We start from the raw sequence: 23722 nt of genomic DNA, 5'->3' as shown, positions 1-23722 counted from the left end.
CCCTCCATCTCACAGGTTATGCCGGGGCGCGATCGGCGCGCGCCAGCCGAGGATGGCCTCGGTCATCCGTACGGCCGCGACCGCCGAGGGCACGTCGTGCACGCGGAGGATCCGGGCGCCCCGCAGGACGGCGATCACGTTCGCGGCGATCGTGCCCTCCGTCCGCTCCTGCTGTGGGCGGCCGAGGGTCTCGCCGATGAAGTCCTTGTTCGACAGGGCGACCAGGGTGGGGTAGCCGATCGCGGTGATCTCGTCGAGCCTGCGCGTGAGCTCCAGCGAGTGGAAGGTGTTCTTGTTCAGGTCGTGCCCGGGATCGATGATGATCCGCTCGGCGTGGATGCCGGCGTCGAGCGCGAACCGGACCCGCTCGCGCAGGAAGGCCGCGACCTCCGCCACGACGTCGCCGTACGACGGTTTGGCGACCGCCTTCCCCGGCCCGCCGAGGCTGTGGGTCACGATCACGGTCGCGCCGCTCTCCGCCGCGACCCGCGCCATGCCGGGATCGCGCAGCCCGTTGGTGTCGTTGATGACGTCGGCGCCGGCCGCCAGGGCCGCCTCCGCCACGGCGGCGCGGTGGGTGTCGACCGAGATGACGGCGTCCGTCACACCCCTGATCTCGGTGATGACGGGGACCACCCGGTCGATCTCCTCGCCGACGCCGATGCCCTCCTGATCCGCGCGGAACGCGAACCCGCCGACGTCCACCCAGTCGGCGCCCGCCGCGACCGCCTCCTGTGCCGCCTCGACGGCTCTGGCCAGCTCGAACGTCCGGCCCTTGTCGTGGAAGGAGTCGGGCGTCCTGTTCACGATCGCCATGACGGCCACCTGGCGCGCGAAGTCGAACTCGCGGCGGCCGATGCGCCGGACCGGGATGAGGATCGCCATTCCCCCAGTATCGAGCCTCAGGTGTCACGCACCGGCCAGGGCGGGTTGCGGCACTTTCAGAATCTTCGAAATACTCGACAAAGCACCCCTGACCACCCCAAACTTTCTAGCAGGGGAGCTCGCGACGGGGGCCGTCACCGCCGCTCCCATCAGGTCGACTGAGGCCCACTCTCCCAAACGGCGGTGGCCCCCGTAGACAGCGCGGTGGCCTCCATGGCCTTGGTCACCAGCGCGTCCACCAACCAGGCGAAGCTGTCGTCCACCGAGACCCGCAGCGCGAACAGCCCGGCCGCCTCCAGCGCGCAGAACCCCTGGACCGCGCTGCGGATGCCCCGGGCGGCGTGCACACGGGCGGCTCCGGACAGCGCGCCGACGGCCAGGATGTCGGTGGTGACGGCCGCCGCCTCGGCCGCGGCGGTGCGTACCTCGTCGTCGTCATAGCCGTCCACGGCGAAGGTGGTGGCCGCGTACAGGGCCGGGTGCTCGCGTGCATATGCTCGTTGCGCGTGGGCAAGTGCACGCAAGGCATCGGCCCCCGACCGGCCGGTGGCGGCGCGGCGGCAGCGGTCGGCGAGGTCGCGGTGGCCCTTGACGGACAGGGCGATCCGCAGGTCACGCAGCCCGCCGGGCAGGTGGACGTACAGGCTGGGCGCCGCCACGCCCAGATGGCGGGCCAGCGCGCTGATGGACAGGGCGTCGATGCCGTGCTCGTCGGCATAGGCGATCGCACCGTCTATCGTCGATTGCCGCGTTAGTCTCTTACGCATCGTCCCGCCCCGCTACCTAATGCCTATAGGATGAATCCTAATAGCAATAGGGGGATAGACGTGATTACCAGGAGTATCGCGCGGCTTGCCGGAGCGGGAGCGGCCGCGGGTGTGCTGGTGGCCGCCATCGCTCTGCCTGCTGTGGGCGGCGCGGGGGCGCTGTTCAAGACCGCTTCCGCGGAGCTCAACCTCAAGGCCGCCGAGCTCCTGGAGCCCCCGCCTGCCGAGAAGACCGTGATCCTCGACGCCAAGGGCAACGAGATCGCCCAGTTCTACGAGCAGTATCGCGACGTCATCAAGCTGGCCGACATGGGTGACGTCATGAAGAAGGCGATCATCTCGATCGAGGACTACCGGTTCTACGAACACGGCCCGATCGACATCGAGGGCACGATCCGCGCCCTGGCGAAGAACCTGGGGACCGGCCGGACCGCGCAGGGCGGCTCCAGCATCACCCAGCAGTACGTCAAGCAGGTGCTGCTCAACAACGCCACCACCGAGGAAGACAAGAACAAGGCGCTGGAGGCCACCTACGCGCGCAAGCTCAACGAGTTGCGCTACGCGATGGCCGTCGAGGAGAAGTACACCAAGGACCAGATCCTCGAGAAATACCTGAACATCGCCTACTTCGGGGCGAGCGCCTACGGGGTGGAGGCCGCGGCCCAGCGGTTCTTCGGTGTGCACGCCTCCGAGCTCAGCCTGGCGCAGGCCGCCACCCTGGCCGGAGCCGTGCAGGACCCCAACCAGACCGACCCCAACCTCGGCAAGAAATACCGGCAGCGGCTGCTGGACCGGCGCAACGTCGTCCTCGCCCGGATGGCCGAGCTGGGCAAGATCACGCCGGCGGAGGCCACGGAGGCCAAGGCCAAGAAGCTCGGTTACAAGGGCACCCCGCTGCCCGGCGGCTGCGAGTCCAGCAAATACCCCTACTTCTGCGTGTACGTACGCAACGAGATCATCAAAAACAAGGTCTTCGGCAAGACGCAGAAGATCCGCACCGCGCTGCTCAGCCGGGGCGGCCTGGAGATCAAGACCACGATCGACCCCAGCATGCAGGCGGCGGCCGACAAGGCCATCAAGAAGCACGTCTTCGCCACCGACAATCCGATCGCCAGCGAGGCCCTGATCCAGCCGGGCACCGGAGCGATCAAGGCGATGGCGGTCAGCAGGAAGTACGGCACGTCCAAGCGGAAGCACCAGCTGTCGCTCAACGTGGTGGCCGACGTGGCCCACGGCGGCGGCACCGGCTTCCAGCCCGGCTCGACCTTCAAGACGTTCACGCTGATCACCGCCCTCAAGAAGGGCATGAAGATCAACGACGGCTTCACCGTCGGCAGCGGCTACCGGGCCCCCTACTACTCCTCGTTCAAGAACTGCAAGGGCGAGAACATCGGCGACCCGTCGCACACCGTCACCAACGACGAGGGCGGCACCGGCTTCAAGTCACTGCAGACCGGCACCTGGGGCTCGGTCAACACCTTCTTCCTGACGCTGGAGCAGCGCGTCGGCCTCTGCGACACCATCAAGACCGCCCAGTCGCTGGGCATCAAGCGGGCAGACGGCGGCAGGCTGCAGGAATACGAGACCTTCACGCTCGGGATCAACGAGATGGACCCGATCACGGTCGCGAACGCCTACGCCGCCATCGGGGCCCGCGGCAAATACTGCGAGCCGATGGCCGTCACCCAGATCACCGACCGCGACGGCAAGGTCAAGAAGTACAACCCCACGTGCCGCCAGGCGCTCGACCCCGAGGTCGCGGACGCCACGGCGAACGTCCTGAGCGGGGTGTTCACCAAGGGCACGATGTCCAAGGTCGGCGGCATCGGCCGGCCCGCCGCGGGCAAGACCGGCACCACCGACGCCCAGGCCACCGCGTGGTTCGCCGGGTTCACCCCCGACCTGGCCGGCGCGGTGAGCATCGGCGACATCCGGGGCGCCCAGAAGTACAAGCTCAACAACGTCAACATCGGCGGTCAATACTTCCCAGAGGTGTTCGGCGCGAGCGTGCCCGGGCCGATCTGGAAGGACACCATGCTGGCGGCGCTGAAGGACATCGATCCCACGCCGTTCACGCCGATCAACTCCGCTCGCTTCGGCGGCTGCGGGCAGGGCTGCGCCCCCGTACGGGAGACGCCGGACGAGGACGAAACCGAGACGGATCCGGAAAATCCCGTCATCGACGACACCCTTCCCCACTAGCCGATACGGCGTTCCGAGACCCGCGCGCACCCCGTGCTCGCGGGTCTCGTGCTGACAACACTGTCAAATCGCCCTGTTAACAGCGGCGAAACATTGGTAACGTGGGAGCGCTCCCAGGATCTTCCGCGAGGTGCTCCCATGTCTGAGCAGCCCACACTGGCACAGGTAGCGGCCGAAGCGGGGGTATCGCCCGCGACGGCTTCCAGGGTCCTCACCGGTTCCGTACGGGTCGCCACCTCGACCCGGCGGCAGGTCTACGACGCGGTGTCCCGTATGGGATACGTGCGCCATCGCGCACCCAGGGGATCGGTGGCCAGGGGACCGGCCGCCGGGGTCACGGCGGTGGTCTGCGACCACTTACCCCGCCTCTTCTCCGAGCCCTACTACGCCAGGCTGCTGTCGGCCGCCGGTGCCGTACTGGCCGAGGACGGCACGCAGCTCATGGTGACGACAGTGACCCCGACCGCCTCCACGCTCCCCGAGCTGGGCGGAGCGGTGCTCCTCATCGGCGCCAGGGAACGCCATCCCCTGGCCATCAAGCTCTGTACCTCGGGCGTGCCGGTGCGGAACATCGGCCGCCCCCCGCACGACCTCAAGCTGCCCTACGTCGACGTGGACAACCAGGACGGCGGCCGGCAGGCCGCCGAACACCTGCTGCTGTCGGGCCGCCGGGCGATCGCCGCCATCGGCGGCCCGCCCTTCCCGCCGGGGCCCCCCCCCGTCCCTGCCGGGGGCCCGAGATCGGCTCGAAGGGCTGGCGCGTACGCTGCGGGCCGCCGGGGCGACGGAGGTGCCCGTCGCCTACGGGGACTTCACCGCCGCCTCTGGCACGCACGCCATGCAGTGGCTGCTGCGTCACGCCCCCGGGCTCGACGCGGTCTTCGCCGCCTCCGACCTGATGGCCGCCGGCGCGATCCAGGCCCTGCGCCGGGCCGGTCGCCGGGTCCCCGCGGACGTCGCGGTGATCGGCTTCGACGACGCTCCCGTCGCCCGGCGTACCGTTCCGGCGCTGACCACGGTCCGGCAGCCGGTCGAAGAACTCGCGATGGTCGCCACCCGGCTGCTGCTGGCCGGGACGACCGGCATCGACCCCGTCCTCCCCACGGAACTGGTCATCCGTGAGTCGGCTTGACCCGGGGGCCGTCCTGGCCCGCAGATACCTGCTGCTGGACCCCCTCGCCTACGGCGGCATGTCGGTGATCTGGCGGTCCTTCGACCAGTCGCTGCACCGGCTGGTCGCGGTCAAGGTGCTGACCGCCTCGCTCCAGGCCGGGCTCGGCGAGCGTGTCCGCGTACGCAGCGAGGCCCGCGCCGCCGCCCGGTTCCTCCACCCGGACGTGATCGAGATCTACGACTACGGCGAGACCGTGACGGAGGACGGAGAGGTGGCGGCGTACGTGGTGATGCCGCTGCTCGACGGCGGCACGCTCGGCGAGCGGATCGACGAGGGGCCGCTGCCCTGGATCGAGGCCGCCGCCATCGCCCTGCGGCTGGCGCGGGCGCTGCACGACGGGCACGCCCGCGGCCTGGTCCATCGGGACGTCACCGCCGACAACGTGCTGCTCACCGCGTCCGGGCCGAAGCTGCTCGACTTCGGGATCGCGGCCGCGGCCGGCGACCCCGACGACGACCGGGGCACCCCGCCCTACGTCGCCCCCGAACGGCTGGCCGGCGCCCCCACCCATCCGGCGGTCGACGTGTACGCGCTCGGGGTGCTGCTGTTCGCCATGCTCACCGGCCGTACGCCCTACCCGGAGACCACCTGGGAGCAGATCGAGGCCGTCCGCCGTACGTCGCCGCCACCACGGGTGACCGGCGCGCCGCACGGAATCGCCACGCTCTGCCGGAACTGCCTGGCGCACGACCCCGAGCGGCGGCCGACGGCGGCGGCGATCGCCGACTCCCTGGCCACCGCGCTCGCGGCCGCCGCGCTCGGCCGGCAGGTACGGCGCGGCCTCGCCGTCGCCGGGGCGGGCATGATCGTGCTGTCCTCGATGCTGTGGCTCAACCGCCCGATCGGCGAGCTGCCCACGCCACCGTGGCCCTCCGCCGGGATCCCGGTCACCCCCCGCTCCTCCACCGAGGCCACGGCCACCCTCGGACGCTCCCCCGGCACGACGATCGGCCCGCAGCTCTCCGCCGACGCCACGACCGCTCCCCGGTTCTCCGCCGACGCCACCGGCCCGCAGCTTTCGGCCGACGCCACGGCTGCCACGCGACCGCCCGGCGACACCGCCGTCGCGACGGGGCCGTCCGTGAGCGCCACCCCCACGGAGCGACCGTCCGGCCGGCACTCGGCCACGATCCGGCAGGCGGTGGACGGGTTCCACGGGACGCTGGCGGGCGGCGAGGCCTGCCGCGCCACAGACCAGGACGTCACACTGGACCTTCAGCAGGTCCTGCGGGGCGTGCTCGACGCTCCCGGCCCCATCGGGCCGGGCATGGCGGAGCTGAAGCGCAAACTCACCGACCGCGAACGCGAAGGCCGTCTCACAACGGCCTGCCGTATGGAGCTCCAGGCCCGCCTGGACGAGATCGCCACCGCCTACGGCCCCTGAGTGAGGGGTACGGCCGGACCGTACCCCTCGTGTGCGGTCAGGCGCAGCCGTACCCCGACGGCACCTGCGTGTTCCCGTCGGGCCGGCTCGCCTGGAAGCCGAAGGTGGTGCTCCCGCCGGGCGACAGCGTGCCGTTGTGCGCCAGGTTCCTGGCCGTCACGGTCTGGCCGCTGACGGTGAGGCTCGCGTTCCAGGAGCCCGTGACGGTGTGTCCGGCGGGCAGCGTGAACGTGACCGTCCAACCGCTCTTCGCGGCCGTGCCGGTGTTGGTCACGGTCACGGGCTGCACGACATAGCCGTTCCCCCAGGCGTTCTGTACGGTCGCGACGGCCGAGCAGCCGCCGCCCCCGCCGCCGGACAGGGTGGTCACGCTGACCGTGCCCGACGGCTGTGACACGTTGTTCGCGCCGTCCCGGGCCCGCACCTGGTAGCGGTAGGTCGTGCTCGGGGTCAGGCCGCTGTCGGCGTAGGAGGTGGTGGTGCTCGTGCCGACCGTGGCGAAGGCGCCGGTGCCGGTCGCGCGCATGATGTCGTACCCGGCGAGCCCGCTGCCGCCGGAGTCGGTGGCGGCGGTCCACGACAGGTTCGTGCCGCTCGACGTGGTGCCTGACGCCGTCAGGCCGGACGGCGTGGTCGGCGGCGTCGTGTCGGTGCCGCCTCCCGAGGTGGTGTACGAGAACGCGTTGACCGCCAGCCCCGTCCCGCCGACCCAGGGCTCGAACCCGGCCTGCACGCTGGTGAGGTACCACGACCGCTGGGCGTACCCCCGGCTGACCGTGTCGGCGTAGAAGGTGTCGATGGCGAAGTCGAGCGAGGACGTCGCCGAGGTGCGGACGTAGGAGATCACGTTCCAGCCGGTGTTGCCGAACCAGACCTGCCAGGTGCCGCCCGCCAGGCTCACGGTGCCGACGGGCGAGCCGACCGGCTGGATGGAGCCCTGCTTGTTGAGCCAGACCATGATCTCGGCCCCGGTGTTCTGCCCGTCGGTGCGCGGGGTGGGGTCGAACCAGAGGTCGTAGGCCGCGTCCCAGATGCCCGCGCTCGGATAGCTCATGCTGACGCTGGTCCGCAGGTTGCCGAAGCCGCTCGCGTTGGTCCGCATGGGAAGGCCGCTGCCGGTCGTGCAGAGGGCGTAGTGGCAGCCCGCGAAGATCGACGGGTAGGAGGCGGGCGCCCCGTTGGTCGGCTTGTTGTGCGCCGCCTGGGTGACCGTGAAGCCAGGGGCGGTCTGGTTCACGTCGATGCACTGCGCCGTGTCGGCGCCCCAGATGTTGTTCTGGACGATGTACTTGTCGCCCTGGATGCCGACGGAGTCCACCTTCCCGCATATCACCGGCGCGGCCTGGGCCGGAACGGCGAACAGTCCTGCGGCGAGGATCGAACCGATCGCCGTGATGATCAGGTGGATGTGCATGCGTCTCATGGCACGTTGCTCCCGCTTCTCTGACAAGGAGGATTGGGAGCGCTCCCACAACGCAGCATCACGGCCGGTGCGGTCCCCCGGCAAGCTCCCGCCCGCACCGCCGTCCGCGGCGGGCCGAGCGACCAGGCAAACCCTGGCCGCGACGGGGTGAAAGTTTCACGCCGCGTTGTCGGCCGGGTGGCCGCGTGGTTCAATCCGCTTAGCTGCCGGGCGGGCAGGTCGTGGGCGGGATCTCTGTCGCACCGAACAAGGGATTCCCCATGAGATTCATCCGATCGGCGGCCTTCGCCGCCGCTCTGGTCGCGACGCTGCTCGCCTCCGCCCTGGTAGCCCCCCAGGCACAGGCGCACGGTGTCTCGATGTTCCCCGGCGCCCGTACGTTCCTGTGCTGGCAGGACGGGCTCAGGGACAACGGCCAGATCATCTCCTACAACCCGGCCTGCGGGGCGGCCGTCGCGCAGAGCGGCGCCACGCCTCTGTACAACTGGTTCGCCGTGCTCCGTTCCGACGCCGCCGGCCGCACCACCGGCTTCATCCCCGATGGCCAGCTGTGCAGCGGCGGCACCGGCGGCCCGTACGACTTCACCGCCTACAACGCCGTCCGCTCGGACTGGCCGCAGACCCACCTGACCTCGGGCGCGTCCATCACGATGCGCCACAGCAACTGGGCCGAGCACCCCGGCACGTTCTACTACTACGTCACCAAGAACGGCTGGAACCCGGACGGCCCGCTCAAGTGGTCCGACCTGGAGTCGTTCGGCAGCGTCACCAACCCGCCCAAGACCGGCGGACCCGGCGCGCTCAACTACTACTACTGGAACGCCACACTCCCGTCCGGCAAGACCGGACGGCACATCATCTACACCCGCTGGGTCCGCTCCGACAGCGCCGAGAACTTCTTCAGCTGCTCCGACGTCGTCTTCGACGGCGGCAACGGCGAAGTAACCGGTGTAGGCCCCGGCGGCGGAGGCGGCACCCCCACGCCGACCATCACCCCGACCCCGGTTCCCGGCGCCTGCGCGGCGACCTGGAGCGCGACGGCCAACCCCGGCTGGCCGGGACACTTCCAGGCCACCGTGACCGTCAAGAACACCGCCACCAGCACGATCAACGGCTGGACCGTCAAGTGGACCTACACCGGAGGACAGGCCTTCGACGGGTCCCCATGGAACGGCGTGCTGACCGGGCAACCGCCCAACGTCGCGGTCACCAACGCCTCCTACAACGGGCAGCTCGCGGCGAACGCGACCACCTCGTTCGGGTTCAACGCCACGGGCACCGTCCCCAGCCCCGCGCCCACGCTGACCTGCACCAGCCCGTAGGTCATGCGCATGCTTGAAGAGATCAGGACGAGAAGGGCCGCGGCGATCGCCGTCGTGGCCCTGATCCCCGTCGCCGGTGTGGCCCTGTTCGCGGGGCTGCACCAGGCGGGGCGGTCCGAGCTGCGCGCGCAGCTCGGCGCTCAGGTGACGGACATCCTCGAGAAATCCACGCCGGCCGAGCACCACGAACACGGGCACGAGTTCGGCGAGCAGGCGGGCCGCGTCGTGTGCGCGGTCGATCCGTTCGGCTACGACCCGGCGGACGCGACCACGATGGCGCAGGTGAAGTGGGTCTATGCCCGCCACATGTGCGCCATCACCGGTCCGGGGACCGGGTGGGCCATGTCGGTGCGCGCCTCGGGCCCGATCGCCGTCCGGCTCGGCGATTCACCGCTGGTACGGGTGCCCACGCCGGGCGCCGGTTACCCCGAGCGGATCCGGCAGGTGATCCCCGCGCGCTATCACGACGAGGCGTTCGGCGAGTTCGCCGACGACGACGCGATCGAGGCGGCCCGCCGGCGGTTCGCCCTGGTGACGGCCCGATGAGCCCTGGTGAGGGGCCGATGAGTGGTGTCGCCTCACATGCGGACGCGGCCGGCAGGGCAGGAGGTCTCGCGGCCGGCCGCGTCCACGCCATCCGGGCGGGATGGTGTCATGGAACGGTTGCGTCAGTGACGGTTGAAGCACCACCTCCTCATCTACCGATTCGCGCCGTTGACCGGCCGGTGTGGCGAGGTCGCCGCACCGGCCGGTCCGGGGGTCAGTTCGCGCAGGTGTAGCCGGACGGCACGGTCGTCTGGCCGTTCGGGCGACTGGCCTGGAAGCCGAAGGCGGTGCTCGCGTTCGGCCCGAGCGCGCCGTTGTAGCTCAGGTTCCTGGCCGTCACGGTCTGCCCGCTCACCGTCACCGCGGCGTTCCACGAGCCGGTGAGCACGTGCCCGGCGGGCAGCGTGAACGTCACCGTCCAACTGGTCTTGGCCGCGCCGCTGGTGTTGGTCACGGTCACGGGCTGCACGACGTACCCGCTGCTCCACTGGCTCTGTACGGTCGCGACGGCCGTGCAGCCCCCGCCACCACCACCGGTGAGGGTGGTGAAGGTGGCCTGGCCCGACTGGCCCGACACGTTGCCCGCCGCGTCCCTGGCCCGCACGTAGACCTGGTAGGCGGTCGCGGGGGTCAGCCCGCTCAGCGTGATCGAGTTGGTCGCCGACTGGCCGAGCAGCGTGCCCGGCGCCCGGTAGACGTCGTACCCGGTCACCCGCACGTTGTCGGTGGAGGCGGTCCAGTTCAGCGTGGCCCCGGTCGAGGTGACGCCGGAGGCGACCGGGGTGCCGGGCACGCTGGGCGGGGTCGGGTCGGGGGTGGTGCCGCCGTACACCGCCGCCTCGCGCGCGGTGGCGGCGATGCCGTTGGCGCCGTTGAACAGGCGCTGTCCCCAGGAGGTGAGCCGGGTGACGTCGAAGTTGGTGACCTGGTCGAGGTACTCGACGCCGCCGCCGTTGCCGCTCCACGACCAGCCCAGGTAGCCGAGACCCCGGCTCACGGACTGGGCCATGATCGTGTCCTCGTCCGGGTCGCCGTCGGAGTGGTTGAAGCCGAACTCGCCGATCACCAGCGGCAGCCCGGCGGTTCTGAAGGCGTCCAGGTAGGACGTGATCTCCGCGGCGGTGTCGTACACGCCGTACATGTGCACGGAGAAGATCGTGTTCTTGCTGGGGTCGGCGTCGAAGACGGTCCTGGCGGTGGTGCGCATGACGTTCTGCCAGTCCTGGCCCCAGTTGGGCGCGTCCACCATGAGCGCGTGGTCGAAGCCGTTGGCGCGCAGCTTCTTGACCGCGTTGGCCGTGGCGGTGGTCCAGTCGGGGGTGACGGCGTTGTTGCCGACCGGCTCGTTGCCGATGTTGACGATGACGTAGTTCTCCTGGCCGGCCAGGGCGCTCTTGACGCTGATCCAGTAGTCGGCCGCCTGGTCGAGGGTGTAGGCGCCGCCCTGCTCGCCGTACCCGGTGGTGTCGTGGTTCTCCAGTACGCAGATCAGCCGGTTGGCCTTGCAGCGGGAGACCACGTCGGCCACGTCGGAGACGCCGTTGGCGGTCCAGCGCCCGCCGCTGAGGACCACCCGGACGGTGTTCGCGCCCAGCGACTTGATGTCGGCGAACGCCTTGGTCTGCGTGGGGTACCAGGTGTGCGCGTGGCTGGTGCCGCGCATCACGAACTCCTGGCCGCCCGCTTCGAGGATCTTCGTGCCGCTGACGTGGATGCCGGTGGCGGCGTGCGCGGGCACGGGCGCGGAGAGGAAGAACAGCGGCAGGCACACTGCGGCGAGCGCCGCGAGTCGTATTCTCATGGGCGGCCTTTCGGTGGAGACCCCGCCCCGCCGACGTGGCAGGACGCGGCGAGGCGGGGTGATCATGGAGCGACGGCTCAGGGGAAGAGCCGTCCGTACTCGGCCAGGGCGACGGCCACGTCCACCTGCGCCCAGAACCGGTGATAGTTGAAGACCGGCGCCGGTCCCGTGCCCTTGAGGAAGGCGTCGACCCTCGCGTAGTCGGGGTCGTTCTTGTAGAAGGACCTGATCGACAGGAACGTCGAGTTGGAGTTGATCGGGTCGCCGTTCGGCATGGTGCCGCTCCACCCGGCCGGGACGTACACCGGGTCACCGACCCGCTTGTAGTCCGTCTTGGTCTCCGGCACCGACACGCCCTTGGCGTCGCGGTACTTCCAGACACCGTCGAGCAGCGCCTTGGCCGTGGTCCTCGCCGCCGCGTGGTTGGCCTTGGCGGCGTAGTACATCAGGGCCTTGGCGTAGGCGCCGGCCACGCCGACGTCCTGCGTGTAGTCCGCGACCGTCACGTGCAGGCCCGGGTTGGCGGCGGGCATGCCGCTCGCCGAGCTGAAGTCGCCCGCGGGCTGACCGGTCCAGCGCAGCGTGGACGGGATCTGGTACGTGCCGTCCGCGTTGATCGTGGTGTTGGCCAGCGACCAGGTGACCCACTTGTCGAGCAGCGCCTTCGCGTCGGCGTTGCCGGTGGCGTAGTAGTACTCGGCCACCCGCTCCATCGTCCACGCCTGGAAGCCGAACCACTGGTTGGACGGCGGGTCGTGGTAGACGGGCTGCCAGTCATAGGCCATGCCGAAGAACTTGGGCAGACCGGCCGGCGGCGTCCCGTAGTGGCCTTCCCAGCTGTTGGTCGCGCCGCCGGCGATGGCGCCCTCGGCCGACTGCAGCCACTTGTAGAACTGGAGCTGGCGGGTCAGGCTGGTGCTCCAGTCGGTGACGCCGGTCGCGCTCTTGGGCTTGAGCTCGGCGACGTTCGACAGGGCCCAGGCGGCCAGCGGGTTCTGGTAGCCGGAGTGGTTGTGGCTGGAGCCGATGCGCCACGCCCAGCCGGCGCTCGCGTCGGTCGCGCCGCCCCACGCGTAATACCAGGACAGCAGGTAGTTGGAGGCGTCCTTGCCGGTGCCGGCCGCGCAGGACGGGCTGGTGCAGCCGGGCTTCTTGAAGTACTTGTCGTACATCGAGTACCGCAGGTAGTCGCCCATCTTCGCGGCCTTGGTGACCGACGCCGAGATCTGCGACTCCTTGCCCTGCGCCTTGGCCCAGGTCTCGGCCCAGTACGCCGCCTGCACGGCCCGCGCGTCGGCGTCGGGGGCGTTGGTGTACTTCCACTGCTTGGCGTACGAGCTGTCCTTGACGAACAGGTCGAGGAAGCCGTTGGGCCCGCCGTGCTTGAACGTGTCGCAGGACGGCTGCGGGATCGTCTCGAAGACCGACTCCTCGGGGCCGCGCTGGTAGGTGTTGATGTAGGCGGGCTTGGTGGTGCCGTCGCCGCAGCGGCCGAACTTGTAGGTGTTGTCCACGTCCAGCAGCCAGTGCATGCCGTAGATGTCGCCGGTGCCGTACGCGCTCTTCAGCTCGTTGGCGATCGGGTCGCTGCCCACGCTCACGCTGGTGTCCAGCGGCGACGGGTAGTTGTTGATCGAGGTGGACTCGGGGATGTACGTGGCCGGCTTCGACGGGGTGTAGAACGAGTTGGTCGGCTGGTCGGCCGTGGCCGGGATGATGTACTTCTCCATCACGCCCCAGGCGGTGTTGAACTTGGCCCAGTCACCGGTCACCTGCCCGTAGACCGCCTCCAGCCACAGGTAGTAGCTGAACGCCTCCGACGTGGTCTCGTGCCCCTGGTCGGGCGCCTCGACCATGAAGGTCTCCAGCGAGTGGTACGGCACGCCTTCGGGTGAGAAGTAGCCGTTGGCCGGATCGTGCAGCTCGTTGTAGAGCTCGGTGAACCGCTTGACGTACTCGTTGTCGCCGCCCGGCAGGTCGTCGTCGGCCTCGGTGGCGGCGACCGCGACCGAGGCGTAGCCGGTCGCGCTCACCGTGAACGTGGCGGAGCCGGCGGTCGTGTCGGTGTCGTCGGCCGCGGCCAGCGTGACGTTCTGCGCGGTGTTCCAGTTGGCGGTGGTGAAGGTCAGGCTGCCGCCCGAGGAGACCGTGAGGTCGGTGTCACCACTGGTCCGCGCGGTGGCGACGGTCACGTTGCCGGTGGGTGCCCGCGACAGCCGCACGCCGAACGCCGCGGTGCCCTTCTCCGGCACGGCCAGGCTCGTCGGGCTCACCACGAGCGCCGGCGTGGAGTCGGCCGTCACGGTGATCCCGACGGGCGCGGAGGTGGTGGTGGCGCCGAGGTTGTCGGTGGCCCTGGCGGTGATCGAGTAGCTGCCCGCGGGCACGTTCGGCCAACTGTAGGCGTACGGCGCGACGGTGTCGCTGTTCAGCAGCGTGGTGCCCTGGTAGAAGTCGACCTTGGCGATCGAGCCGCCGGGGTCCGAGGCGGTCGCGGCGAGCGGCACCGTGGCGGGCGCCACGAACGTCTGCCCGGCGGTCGGCGAGGTCAGCGCCACGGTCGGCGGCTGGTTGGCGCCCCCGCAGGTGACCCCGTTGACGGTGAACGCGGTCGGTTTGGGGTTGGTGCCGCTGAACGTGCCGTTGAAGCCGATGTTGGTGGAGGCGCCGGTGGCGAGGTTGCCGTTCCAGTCGAGGTTCTTGGCGGTGACGGCCTGGGCGGTCTGCGCCCAGGTGGCGCTCCAGCCCTGACTGAGCTTCTGTGTGGTCGTGGGGAAGGTGAAGCCGAGCGTCCAGCCGTTGATCGGGTCACCGGTGTTCTTGATGGTGACGCTGGCGGTGAAGCCGCCCGACCAGTCGTTGGTGGTGTAGGTCACATCGCAGGCGACGGCAGCGCTGGCGGGCGCGGCGGTCAGCGTGGTGGTCACCCCGGCGATGAGGACAAGGAGGAAAGCGGGTGCGAGCCGCCTCCTCAGGCGCGCGAACATTGTGTACGACACGAGGTCTCCATGGGAGTAGTGGGTGGGAGCGCTCCCAAAATGGATTGTGGGTGGCGGCATGGAGATGTCAACGGAATGCCGTCCCGGTAATAGGCATATTTCCTCTCACCTGGCGCCGTGGCATGAAAGTTTCATGGACGTTCCGCGGCGTTCGGCGAGCATGCCGGGGTAGGCGACCCAGCCGCACTTCACCGCACCCTGTACACACCCGTGAGCACGGCTCAAGATGGGAGCGCTCCCACACGTCAGTCTTAGCTCCCTGGAGATGATTGCTCGTGAAACTCCACCGCGGCCTGCGCAGATGGGCCGTGACCGCGACCGCCGCCTGCCTGGCGGCCTTAGGGCTCGCCACCGGCCAGACCACGGCCGCGCAAGCCGCGGTCGCCTGCGACGTCGCCTACACGCCCAACACGTGGACGACGAGTCCGGGGCAGGGCGGCTTCACCGCGAACATCACACTGAAGAACCTCGGTGACCCGCTCACCGCGTGGACGCTGGCCTTCGACTTCCCCACGACCACCCAGAAGTACACCCCGACCGGCTGGGGCGCCAACTGGAGCCAGACCGGCACCCGGGTCACCGGGCAGAACCTGTCGTACAACGGCAACCTCGCCACCGGCGGCTCGACCAACATCGGCTTCAACGGCACGTGGAGCGGTTCCAACCCGAACCCGCCCGCCTTCACCGTCAACAACGTCACCTGTGGCGGCGGTAACCCACAGACGCCTTCGGTGGTCACCTCCGCCAGCTCGGTGTCCGTCAACGAGGGCGGCACGGCGACCTTCACCGCCAGGCTGTCGTCCGCCCCCACCGCCAACGTGACCGTCGCGACCACGCGGTCCAGCGGCGACACCGACCTGAGCGTGAGCTCCGGCGGCTCGCTCACCTTCACCCCGAGCAACTGGAACACCGCCCAGACCGTGACCCTGGCCGCGGCCCAGGACGCCGACACCACCAACGGCACGGCCGCCTTCACCGTCGGCGGGACCGGCGTCACCTCCGCCACCGTGAACGCCACCGAGGTCGACGACGACACCACGCAGACGCAGTCGCTGGTCGTGACCCCGGCCGCGGTGACCGTTCCGGAAGGCGGCAGCGCCACCTACACGGTCAAGCCGGCCATCCAGCCGTCCGCGAACCTGACCGTCACCTCCACGGCCGGCAGCGGCGACGCCGACCTCACCGTCACCTCGGGCGGCTCGCTCACCTTCACCTCCGCCAACTGGAACACCGCCCAGACCGTGACCATCGGCGCGGCCCAGGACTCCGACACCACCAACGGCACGCGCACCTTCACCGTCGCCTCCACCGGCCTGACCAGTAAGACGGTCACCGCCACCGAGGCCGACGACGACGGCCCGCCGCCCGCCGGACACGTGGACAACCCGTACGCGGGCGCCACCGGCTACGTCAACCCCAACTGGAAGGCCAAGGCCGCCGCCGAACCGGGCGGTGCCGCGGTGTCCAACACCTCCACCGCCGTGTGGCTGGACCGCATCGCCGCCATCGCCGGCAGCTCGTCCGTCATGGGCCTGCGGGCGCACCTGGACGCGGCCGTCACCCAGGACGCCGCCAACGGCTCCGCGCCGCTGACCGTCCAGTTCGTCATCTACGACCTGCCCAACCGCGACTGCTCGGCGCTGGCCTCCAACGGCGAGCTGCTCGTCGCGGAGAACGGGCTCAACCGCTACAAGAGCGAGTACATCGACCCGATCGCCGCCATCATGAGCGACTCGAAGTACGCGAACCTGCGGATCGTCACGATCATCGAGCCCGACTCGCTGCCCAACCTGGTCACCAACCTGAGCTTCGCCAAGTGCGCGGAGGCCAACTCCTCCGGCGCCTACGTCCAGGGCGTCCAGTACGCGCTGAACAAGCTGCACGCGATGTCGAACGTCTACACCTACATCGACGCCGCCCACCACGCCTGGCTCGGCTGGGACTCGAACTTCAACCCGTCGGTCAACCTCTTCTACTCCACCGTCGCCGGCGCCAGCGCCGGGGTGGACAGCGTCGACGGTTTCATCACCAACACCGCGAACACCTCCGTGACCAAGGAGCTGTACTTCACCATCAACACCACGGTGAACGGCACCTCGGTCCGGCAGTCCAAGTGGGTCGACTGGAACTGGTACGTGGACGAGTCGTCCTTCGCCCAGGCCCTGCGTACCGCGCTGATCGGCAAGGGCTTCAAGTCGGGGCTCGGCATGCTGATCGACACCTCGCGCAACGGCTGGGGCGGCAGCGCCCGCCCGACCGGCCCGAGCACTTCGACGGTTGTCGACACCTTCGTCAACCAGTCACGCATCGACCGGCGCATCCACGCCGGCAACTGGTGCAACCAGAGCGGCGCGGGTCTCGGCGCGCGGCCGACCGCCAACCCCGAATCCGGTCTGGACGCCTACGTGTGGATCAAGCCGCCCGGCGAGTCGGACGGCGCCAGCAAGGACATCCCGAACGACGAGGGCAAGAAGTTCGACCGGATGTGCGACCCCACCTACACGGGCAACGACCTCAACGGCCACAACCTGACCGGCGCGCTGCCCGACGCCCCCTTGTCCGGCCAGTGGTTCTCCGCCCAGTTCCAGGAGCTGGTCCGGAACGCCTACCCGCCCGTCAACTGACGGCCACGCATCCGCCGGTCTCCTGACGGACGCCTGCCCGTCCGTCTCCCCGGCGGACATGACGAAGGCCCAGGCCGATCTTCCGGCCTGGGCCTTCGTGTCGTCACCGTAGCGGTGGCCGGTCGTCGAACCCGCCGAGGTCGTCGTGACCATCGTGATCGTCGTGCTCGCCGAGGTCGTCGCCGCTGTCGAGCGGCATCCGCTCCTTCTCCGCCTCGAGCCGTTCCACGTCGACCCGTTCCACGTCGAACTGCTCCCGGCGGCCCCGGCCCATCTCGGGGGGCCGTCTCTTCCCCTTGAGGCTGCGCAGGTAGTCGACGGGTGTCGGCTCCGTCGCAGCCCTTTCGAGCGGCATGCCCTCCTGGACGATCTCGGTCTCCACGTACTTGTACAGATGTACGTGACGCTTCTCCACCCTGATGTGCGCCTCAGCCGTGCGCTGGGACGGTATGCCCGACGCCCGGATGCCGTAGTGGCGGTACAGCCTGGCCTCCTCCGCCAGCGAGAGGCGGCCGTCGACGTCGATGTTCGGCGCGTCTTTGATCGTCTCCTTGTCGAAGGGAACGCGGATCTCGGCCCCCGACCGGCGGGCGTTCATCAGCGGCACGAACGTCTGCCTCACCCCGAAGAGCCCCGTGCGTACGGTCACCCACTCGGGCTCGCCCGTACTGTCGCTGAGATAAACCTGCCCCACCTTCCCGATCTCCTCACCGTCCGCGCCCAAGACGCGACTGTCGAGCAGGCTGCGGATCTCTGTTTGCATGGCCACGGCGATCCCCCCGAGTCTCGTCCGCCGCCCGGTCGGCGTGCCGACCGGGTTCAAAGTGGACAAATACCCCGCATCTCTACAAACCACGCTTTCTACGCGAGGTTTGGGGTCGCCTTGGACACCACTTTGAACGGATAAATAGCTAAAATCGCCGTTCGGAAAAAGGGAAGGGTTCGATCCGTTGCACAGCGATATCCCGCCACGAAACGACTATCGTGCAGGCATGGCGAGCTATCCTCTCTTGCAGCCGCGGCTGATCGCAGCCTTACCTCGCCGACGGAACGCCTTATGTCCTGGCTGACGTACGCCTGCCAGCATCTGCCCGGTGTGACGGTGATCGCCGTCGGCGGCGAGCTGGACGCCACCAACCAGAGCAGGCTCGACGAATTCATCCGGGAGTGCCGCCAGCGGCCCGGCGACCACCTCGTGTTCGACTTCGCGGAAGTGCAGTTCATGGACAGCGCGGGGCTCCGGTTGCTGCTCAGCACCTACACCTACTCCCGGCAGCACGGCGGCAGCGTCCGCCTGGCGGCACTGCAGTCCATGCCGGCCAGGCTCGTCGAGATCACCCGGATCGGTGAGCACTTACCGGTGTACCCCACACTCCAGGACGCGCTCACCGCCGCGCTGACCCCGCCGGAGCCTCCGCACCGCCGCCCTCTCACGGGCAACGGCGGGCCCGGCGCGGCCTGAGGGCGAACCGGCCGATCAGCCCGACTTCGGTTTGGCCTCCTCGTCCTTGACCAGGCTCCCGCAGGTGTAGCCCGGCTCCCGCTCGGGATCGAGACGGATCTCCCCGAGGTTCGTCGACTCCGCCGGCCGCCGGAACGTCGTCATGTTGTCGCAGTCGTAGAAGACGTAGACGCCGTCGCTCTCGCCGAGCAGCATGATGTCGCGCCCGTCGTACAACGGCTTGTCGTCACCGTCCTTCACCACCACCCACTGATCCTGGAACCCCACCAGGTTCAGCAGGTCGTTGGCCTGCCCGGTGTTCCGCACGTCCCCCGCGCCAAGGACGAGCCCGACGACGAGCCCCATGCCCAGCCCGATGCCGGTGAGCGCGCCCACGAGCACCTTCATCCCGGCCCGCCCGACCGGCTTGCGGCGCAGCAGCCGGAACGGCACCACGAACGCCAGGATCCCGAACACCAGGGCCCCCAGCACGTAAAGCGGCGAGATCTCCAGCGTGAACAGGTAGGTGGTGCCCAGATAGGTCACCCCGGACCAGGCGGCGGCGATGACCGCCGCGATCCACGGCCGTTGCCTGACGCCCTGGACGACCCGGTTCACCGCGCCGCGCGTCACCTTGTCGAGCAGCCAGCCCACCGCCACCAGGATGCAGATCACGGGCAGCAGGATGAGCAGCAGCAGGATCAGCGTGCCCATGAGCCGCCCGAGCAGGACGGACTGGTCGATGCCCGCCTGTTCGGGATTGATGTCGAAGACCCAGTACATCTGCTGGATGCCCAGGTAAAGCATCGCGTAGAGCCCGACACCCACGGGGACGACCACGGAGCCGATGCGCTCCAGCATGCTCACGACACTGCCGGACGGGTCCGGCTCCAGCTCTGGCACCGGAGGGAGTGCCGGGATATCGGTTGACTCTTGAGAGAGTTGTTGCGTAGCCACGATGCATGACCATGCTGGGTCATGGTTGAAATTCGGTTGACTTCCGATAAATAGTCACGCCCGGAAACCGTTGTGCCGATCCCTCGTGCTCGCGGCCTTCACTCTGATACGTCTCAGCGGCGCACGCTGCGGCGCCCGGTGGGCCGGTCCCGGCAGCCACATGGTGAGCTGGACCGTGGTGCCCGTTGGGCCGGTGTGGAAGCTGGCGCCGTCGCACAGGGTGCGGATGAGGTAGATGCCCCGGCCGGCGTAGGCGACGTCGGAGGGTCGCCGCCACACGTCGACGTACTCGTCGGGGATGCCGGGGCCCTGGTCGCAGGTCTCCGAGCGGAGCATCCGGTCGCTCGTCCACAACGTGAAGTAGCCGCGCCCGCCACCGTGCTCCACGGCGTTGATGAGGCTCTCGTGTACGGCGAGGATGTAGTCCTCCAGCCGCGCGCCGCTCAGTCCGCAGTCAGCCGCCTGCTCCGCCACGGAACCTCGTAGCGCGGTCACCTCATCGAGGGTGAAGGACTGGGCCAGCAGGGTGCGCATCACAAGCTCCTCGTCTTCGCGGGGTTGACCACGTCAACACGCGGGCCGCGCTTCTGGACCCATGACAACTCTTCGCTCTGCCCGCTCCGCCGGGCATTACACCGTCAAATCCGGTTGGGGAGAGCCAGCAAAAAGACCCTTTACACCCTACGTATTCGATGACTAACTGTTGGTAGCGAACGCTCTACCGAAGGAGCCCAGCAGCATGGTGGTCGGCGGATGGCAGCAAGACCCCGTGGGACCTCGCATCGACAGACGGCTCAATGGATTCCTGGACGACTGGCGCGCGCCCATCTCCGATCCCGACGTGGTGGCGGCCTATGAGTTGCTGACGAGCTTCATCCTCAGCGGCGGCAAACGGATCCGCCCGCAGCTGTGCTACTGGGGCTGGCGGGGCGCCGGCGGCGACGACTGTGAGGAGATCATCAGCGCGGCGGCGGCGCTCGAGCTCTGCCACGCCGGGCTGCTCATCCACGACGACATCATGGACGGCAGCGACCTGCGCCGGGGCCGCTCCACGATCCACCGCAGCCTGGCCGACCTGCACGAGGGGCCGGGTGCCGAGGCGTTCGGCCAGGCCGGCGGGATCCTGCTCGGCGCGCTCAGCCTGGCCTGGTCCGACGCGTTACTGTCATCGTGCGGCGTGGAGCCGGACCGGCTGCACGGCGCCCACCACGTGTTCGACGCCATGCGGACCGAGGTCATCAGCGGCCAATACCTGGACATCCTCGGCCAGATCCGCGCGGGGGCCACGGTCTCGGCGGCGCTGACGGTGATCCGCTACAAGACGGCCAAGTACACCGTCGAGCGTCCCTTGCAGATCGGCGGGGCCCTGGCCGGGGCGGGTCCCGCACTGCTCGACGCCTACTCGAGCTTCGGCCTGCCGCTCGGCGAGGCGTTCCAGCTCCGCGACGACGTGCTCGGCACGTTCGGTTCCTCCTCCGACACCGGCAAGTCGGCCCTCGACGACCTGCGTGAGGGCAAGCACACGGTCCTGTTCGCGCATGCCGTGCACCGGGCGACACCCGCGCAGCTCGCGTACCTGCGCAGTTGGCACGGCAACCAGGAGCTGACCGAGGAGCAGGCGGACGAGCTGCGCGAGATCCTGCTCGCCACCGGCGCGCTGACCGAGGTCGAGGACATGATCGACCAGCGGGTGCGCGAGGCCGCCAAGGCGCTCGACTCGGCACCGATCACTTCCGAGGCGCGCGAGGCGCTGACCGTACTGGCCGACCAGCTCGCGCACCGGGACCGGTAGGGGCGAAGATCATGGGACGAGTACTTCTGGCGGCTCCGCGCGGCTATTGCGCGGGCGTGGAACGTGCCATCCTCACCGTCGAGGAGGCGCTCAAACGCTATGGCCGGCCCGTCTACGTGCGCAAACAGATCGTGCACAACACCCACGTGGTCGACGACCTCACCAGCCGCGGCGCGATCTTCGTCGACGAGCTCGACGAGGTCCCGGAGGGCGCGCTGGTCGTCTTCTCCGCGCACGGCGTCTCGCCCGCGGTCAAAGGAGAGGCGGACCGTCGCGGTCTGCGCACGATCGACGCGACCTGCCCGCTGGTCACCAAGGTGCACAAGGAGGCCGCACGGCTGGCCGGTACGGGTTACGAGATCGTGCTCATCGGCCACGCCGAGCACGAGGAGGTGGAGGGCACCGTCGGCGAGGCGCCCGACCACATCCACGTGGTCGACCCGGCCCGGCTCGACGAGCTGACGATCGGCGGCTCGGCCAGGATGAGCTGGCTGTCGCAGACCACGCTGGCGGTCGAGGAGACCATGGAGGCCGTCGCCCGGCTGCGCGAGCGCTTTCCCCAGCTCATCGACCCGCCGAGCGACGACATCTGTTATGCCAGCCAGAACCGCCAGGAGGCGATCACCAGGATCGCCGCCAAGTGCGACCTGGTCATCGTCGTCGGCTCCGCCAACTCCTCCAACTCGCGGCGCCTCGTCGAGGTGGCCGTGAGCGCGGGCGCGCGGGCGGCCCACCTGGTCGACCGGTCCGGTGACGCCGACGAGCGGTGGCTCGACGGCGTCGAGACCGTCGGCGTCACCTCGGGCGCGTCAGTCCCGGAAGGGCTGGTCACCGAGCTGCTGGACTGGCTCGCCACCCGCGGCTACGCCGACGTGGAGCCGGTGACGCTGACCGAAGAGACCCTCACGTTCTCCCTTCCGCACGAACTCCGAGCCGCTCGACACCCCGGCTAGCAAACCCCTGAAGATTGGTGGTGCACCATGACCGAAACGACCGAGTCGACCGAGGCCAACGGCCAGCAGCTCAGCCTCAGCACCGATGCCGCCAAGAACCTGGCGACGACCACGAAGACCGCCCCGCAGATGCAGGAGATCACCTCCCGCTGGCTGCTCAAGCTGTTGCCCTGGGTGCAGACCTCCGGTGGCGTCTTCCGTGTCAACCGCCGGCTGACGTACACGCTGGGAGACGGTCGCATCACGTTCACCACCAGCGGCGCGGACGTCCATGTCATCGCCGCGGAGCTCACCGAGCTGCACCAGTTGCACGGCTTCGACGACAGCGAGGTTCTCCAGGCTCTCGCCGACCGGTTCAGCCAGCGCGAGTGCGAGGCCGGCGAGGAGATCGTCCGCGAGGGCACCCCGCTCGACCAGCTGATCCTGATCGCCCATGGCCGGGTGGTCAAGATCGGCCATGGCGCGTACGACGACGACCAGGCACTCGGTGTGCTGGCCGACGGCGACCATTTCGGCGAGGAGCTGCTGGGCGAGCCGGGCCAGTGGAAGTTCACCGCGAAGGCCAAGACCGCCTGCACCGTGCTCACGCTGTCACAGCGGGACCTGCAGACGGTCCTCGACCGGTCCCCCGCGCTACGCGCCCACCTGCAGAGCTCTCGGACCGCTGAAGGACAGGCCCAGAACGACTACGGCGAGGCCGAGATCGAGCTGGCCGCCGGGCACTGCGGCGAGCCGGTGCTCCCCGGCACGTTCGTCGACTACGAGCTCAGCCCGCGCGAGTACGAACTGAGCGTGGCCCAGACGATCCTGCGCGTGCACAGCAGGGTCTCCGACCTGTACAACCAGCCGATGAACCAGCTCGACCAGCAGCTCCGGCTGACCGTCGAGGCACTACGCGAACGCCAGGAACACGAGCTGGTCAACAGCCGTGAGTTCGGGCTGCTGCACAACGCCGACCTCAGCCAGCGCATCCGCACCCGTGACGGCGCGCCCACACCCGACGATCTCGACGACCTGCTGGCCACCGTCTGGAAGGAGCCCGCCTTCTTCCTGGCGCACCCGCAGGCCATCGCGGCCATCGGCAGGGAGTGCAGCAAGCGTGGCATCTATCCGCAGGCCAGCGAGGTGAACGGGCACCGCGTCCCGGCCTGGCGCGGCGTGCCGATCTTCCCGTGCAACAAGATCCCGATCACCGGCACCCGGACGACCTCCATCCTGCTCATGCGCACCGGGCAGGCGAACCAGGGCGTCGTCGGCCTGCACCAGACCGGCATCCCGGACGAGTACCAGCCCAGCCTGTCGGTGCGTTTCATGAGCATCAATGAGCAAGCCGTCATTTCCTACCTGGTCAGCGCCTACTATTCCGCGGCCGTGCTGGTGCCTGACGCGCTCGGCATCCTCGAAGACGTCGCGCTCGGCAGCTGAGAGCGGATCGGTTCGCCCGGCCCCATG

19 protein-coding genes and 1 pseudogene are annotated in these 23722 nt (G+C 69.4%); 11 read left to right on the top strand and 9 right to left on the bottom strand.

The genetic code is table 11. The features are described 5' to 3' along the window. Positions 1-9 precede the first annotated feature (9 nt). Together folP and KME78_RS31640 are read right to left on the bottom strand one after the other, a co-directional pair. The gene (gene folP / locus KME78_RS31645; protein WP_219533038.1) at positions 10-885 is read right to left on the bottom strand and encodes a dihydropteroate synthase; all 876 of its coding nucleotides are present in this window, start codon (positions 883-885) and stop codon (positions 10-12) included. A 149-nt stretch (positions 886-1034) separates the two neighbouring features. Further along, complete coding sequence (locus KME78_RS31640) at positions 1035-1652, bottom strand: TetR/AcrR family transcriptional regulator (protein ID WP_219533037.1); 618 nt, start codon at positions 1650-1652, stop codon at positions 1035-1037. Positions 1653-1712: 60 nt separating this feature from the next. On the opposite strand from KME78_RS31640, the gene KME78_RS31635 reads away from it, so the two are divergent. Together KME78_RS31635 and KME78_RS64855 are read left to right on the top strand one after the other, a co-directional pair. Further along, on the top strand, positions 1713-3854 hold the full coding sequence (locus KME78_RS31635) for a transglycosylase domain-containing protein (RefSeq protein WP_308127214.1): 2142 nt from the start codon (positions 1713-1715) through the stop codon (positions 3852-3854). 138 nt (positions 3855-3992) lie between these two features. Next, a pseudogene (locus tag KME78_RS64855) lies at positions 3993-4079 on the top strand (LacI family DNA-binding transcriptional regulator); the annotation flags it as partial. Positions 4080-4237: 158 nt separating this feature from the next. Here KME78_RS64855 and KME78_RS66415 read toward each other — a convergent pair. Beyond that, entirely contained in the window at positions 4238-4360 is a 123-nt protein-coding gene (locus tag KME78_RS66415) for a hypothetical protein (RefSeq protein ID WP_281428920.1), read from the bottom strand. A 17-nt stretch (positions 4361-4377) separates the two neighbouring features. Between KME78_RS66415 and KME78_RS67375 the strand changes: the two genes are divergently transcribed. Together KME78_RS67375 and KME78_RS31625 are read left to right on the top strand one after the other, a co-directional pair. Further along, positions 4378-4986: a substrate-binding domain-containing protein gene (locus KME78_RS67375; protein ID WP_308127222.1), complete on the top strand. Its 609-nt coding sequence runs from the start codon at positions 4378-4380 to the stop codon at positions 4984-4986. Then, positions 4973-6412, top strand: a complete 1440-nt coding sequence (locus tag KME78_RS31625; protein WP_219533035.1) for a protein kinase domain-containing protein — start codon at positions 4973-4975, stop codon at positions 6410-6412. The genes KME78_RS67375 and KME78_RS31625 overlap by 14 nt, the downstream gene beginning before the upstream one ends. Before the next feature lie 37 nt (positions 6413-6449). On the opposite strand, the gene KME78_RS31620 is transcribed toward KME78_RS31625, so the two are convergent. Further along, positions 6450-7835 carry a glycoside hydrolase family 12 protein gene (locus KME78_RS31620; RefSeq protein ID WP_219533034.1) on the bottom strand — a complete coding sequence of 462 codons (1386 nt, stop codon included), beginning with the start codon at positions 7833-7835 and terminating at the stop codon, positions 6450-6452. A 260-nt stretch (positions 7836-8095) separates the two neighbouring features. On the opposite strand from KME78_RS31620, the gene KME78_RS31615 reads away from it, so the two are divergent. Then, positions 8096-9157, top strand: a complete 1062-nt coding sequence (locus KME78_RS31615) for a lytic polysaccharide monooxygenase (protein ID WP_219533033.1) — start codon at positions 8096-8098, stop codon at positions 9155-9157. Positions 9158-9160: 3 nt separating this feature from the next. Further along, on the top strand, positions 9161-9703 hold the full coding sequence (locus tag KME78_RS31610) for a hypothetical protein (protein ID WP_219533032.1): 543 nt from the start codon (positions 9161-9163) through the stop codon (positions 9701-9703). Positions 9704-9917: 214 nt separating this feature from the next. On the opposite strand, the gene KME78_RS31605 is transcribed toward KME78_RS31610, so the two are convergent. Then, positions 9918-11504, bottom strand: a complete 1587-nt coding sequence (locus tag KME78_RS31605) for a cellulase family glycosylhydrolase (protein WP_219533031.1) — start codon at positions 11502-11504, stop codon at positions 9918-9920. A gap of 77 nt (positions 11505-11581) precedes the next feature. Further along, positions 11582-14503 carry a glycoside hydrolase family 48 protein gene (locus tag KME78_RS31600; RefSeq protein WP_308127213.1) on the bottom strand — a complete coding sequence of 974 codons (2922 nt, stop codon included), beginning with the start codon at positions 14501-14503 and terminating at the stop codon, positions 11582-11584. A 275-nt stretch (positions 14504-14778) separates the two neighbouring features. Between KME78_RS31600 and KME78_RS66410 the strand changes: the two genes are divergently transcribed. Continuing rightward, positions 14779-17127 (top strand): glycoside hydrolase family 6 protein, encoded by a 2349-nt coding sequence (locus KME78_RS66410; protein WP_308127212.1) that lies wholly within the window; start codon positions 14779-14781, stop codon positions 17125-17127. A gap of 103 nt (positions 17128-17230) precedes the next feature. Here KME78_RS66410 and KME78_RS31590 read toward each other — a convergent pair whose 3' ends face one another. After that, positions 17231-17890 carry a PRC-barrel domain-containing protein gene (locus KME78_RS31590; protein WP_246652480.1) on the bottom strand — a complete coding sequence of 220 codons (660 nt, stop codon included), beginning with the start codon at positions 17888-17890 and terminating at the stop codon, positions 17231-17233. Between the two features lie 294 nt (positions 17891-18184). Between KME78_RS31590 and KME78_RS31585 the strand changes: the two genes are divergently transcribed. Further along, a complete protein-coding gene (locus KME78_RS31585) occupies positions 18185-18589 on the top strand; it encodes an STAS domain-containing protein (protein WP_219533029.1) in 405 nt (134 codons plus the stop codon). 15 nt (positions 18590-18604) lie between these two features. Here the strand turns inward: KME78_RS31585 and KME78_RS31580 are convergent, their stop codons facing one another. Beyond that, positions 18605-19471: a hypothetical protein gene (locus KME78_RS31580; RefSeq protein ID WP_308127211.1), complete on the bottom strand. Its 867-nt coding sequence runs from the start codon at positions 19469-19471 to the stop codon at positions 18605-18607. A gap of 108 nt (positions 19472-19579) precedes the next feature. Continuing rightward, complete coding sequence (locus tag KME78_RS31575; RefSeq protein ID WP_219533028.1) at positions 19580-20059, bottom strand: ATP-binding protein; 480 nt, start codon at positions 20057-20059, stop codon at positions 19580-19582. Positions 20060-20264: 205 nt separating this feature from the next. Between KME78_RS31575 and KME78_RS31570 the strand changes: the two genes are divergently transcribed. Genes KME78_RS31570 through KME78_RS31560 form a run of 3 tightly spaced genes read left to right on the top strand, consistent with a single transcriptional unit; the run spans position 20265 to position 23695 of the window. Continuing rightward, on the top strand, positions 20265-21317 hold the full coding sequence (locus KME78_RS31570) for a polyprenyl synthetase family protein (protein WP_246652361.1): 1053 nt from the start codon (positions 20265-20267) through the stop codon (positions 21315-21317). 11 nt (positions 21318-21328) lie between these two features. Further along, entirely contained in the window at positions 21329-22270 is a 942-nt protein-coding gene (locus KME78_RS31565; protein WP_219533027.1) for a 4-hydroxy-3-methylbut-2-enyl diphosphate reductase, read from the top strand. A 27-nt stretch (positions 22271-22297) separates the two neighbouring features. After that, complete coding sequence (locus tag KME78_RS31560; RefSeq protein WP_219533026.1) at positions 22298-23695, top strand: family 2B encapsulin nanocompartment shell protein; 1398 nt, start codon at positions 22298-22300, stop codon at positions 23693-23695. Positions 23696-23722: the final 27 nt, after the last annotated feature.

The organism is Nonomuraea guangzhouensis, from assembly GCF_019396345.1.
Lineage (GTDB): Bacteria > Actinomycetota > Actinomycetes > Streptosporangiales > Streptosporangiaceae > Nonomuraea > Nonomuraea guangzhouensis.
Note: the sequence above shows the minus strand (reverse complement) of the source record. Positions and strands in the feature narration are given on the sequence as shown.